The organism is Leuconostoc sp. BM2 (genome assembly GCF_002095565.1).
Lineage (GTDB): Bacteria > Bacillota > Bacilli > Lactobacillales > Lactobacillaceae > Leuconostoc > Leuconostoc falkenbergense.
Genome location: NZ_MOWQ01000113.1, coordinates 1 through 786, shown reverse-complemented (window position 1 = coordinate 786; position 786 = coordinate 1). Strand labels below are relative to the sequence as shown.

Annotated in this window: 1 protein-coding gene; it reads right to left on the bottom strand. The window is 38.8% G+C overall.

Annotated features, from left to right (window positions below; all coding sequences use genetic code 11):
• Positions 1 to 786: phage/plasmid primase, P4 family (locus tag BMG01_RS10695; protein WP_233127314.1), on the bottom strand; the 786-nt coding region annotated here is incomplete at both ends.

The following is a 786-nucleotide window of genomic DNA, read 5'->3' as shown; positions in this document are numbered from 1 at the left end:
AGTAAACCTTACCGTGTGATCTTTTCTTCTCAAATTTAGTTCCCAATTCACGACCTAACTTTTTGTTAGTCATATCAACACCGTGTAACCTTTTCCACGTATCAAAGCGTGTTGCAATTTCTTTAAATTCCGTGCGGTCATCTTTTGAATAATCAAAATATTCTTCAATAAATGCCTGCACATCGTCCATTTCATCACGGTATTCATTAGTTTCATTCAAAACAACTGGTGGTGGATTAAGTCCGTCACGTTGCCATTTCATTGTGCCTTCTTGAATCCATGCAAGGATTGCATCAGCTTCCGTACGTAACTTATCTTCCAGCTTTTTATCCATATTTTCAGCTTTCACTTGATTTCTGAATGGAATAAAAATCAAACGTCTCCAAATACCGTCATCAGTACCATTGATAATTGGTTTGTGGTTAGTCATCATGAAGATTGTTCCAGTTGGTCTGAACTCAATTTCATTACTGTGCAACTTACGAGCCGTGATAGTATCTTTACTGGTAATTTTCTTAACGAGACCTTCTGCAAGTGGTTTACCTTCTTCTGGCTCTGATAGAACCATTAGGCGTGCGCCTTTCATTCGTGCAATATCACCGCTTGGACCACCCGAATTACGTGAACGACTGGCAAAAACAGTTTCTGGATCAACGTTTATTGAATAATCTCCCAACACATAATCAATCGTGTTCATAAATACAGATTTACCGTTTTTACCATTACCGTGCAATATGAACATCACTTCTTCGTCCATTGTTCCAGTAGCTGCATAGCCCAATGCTC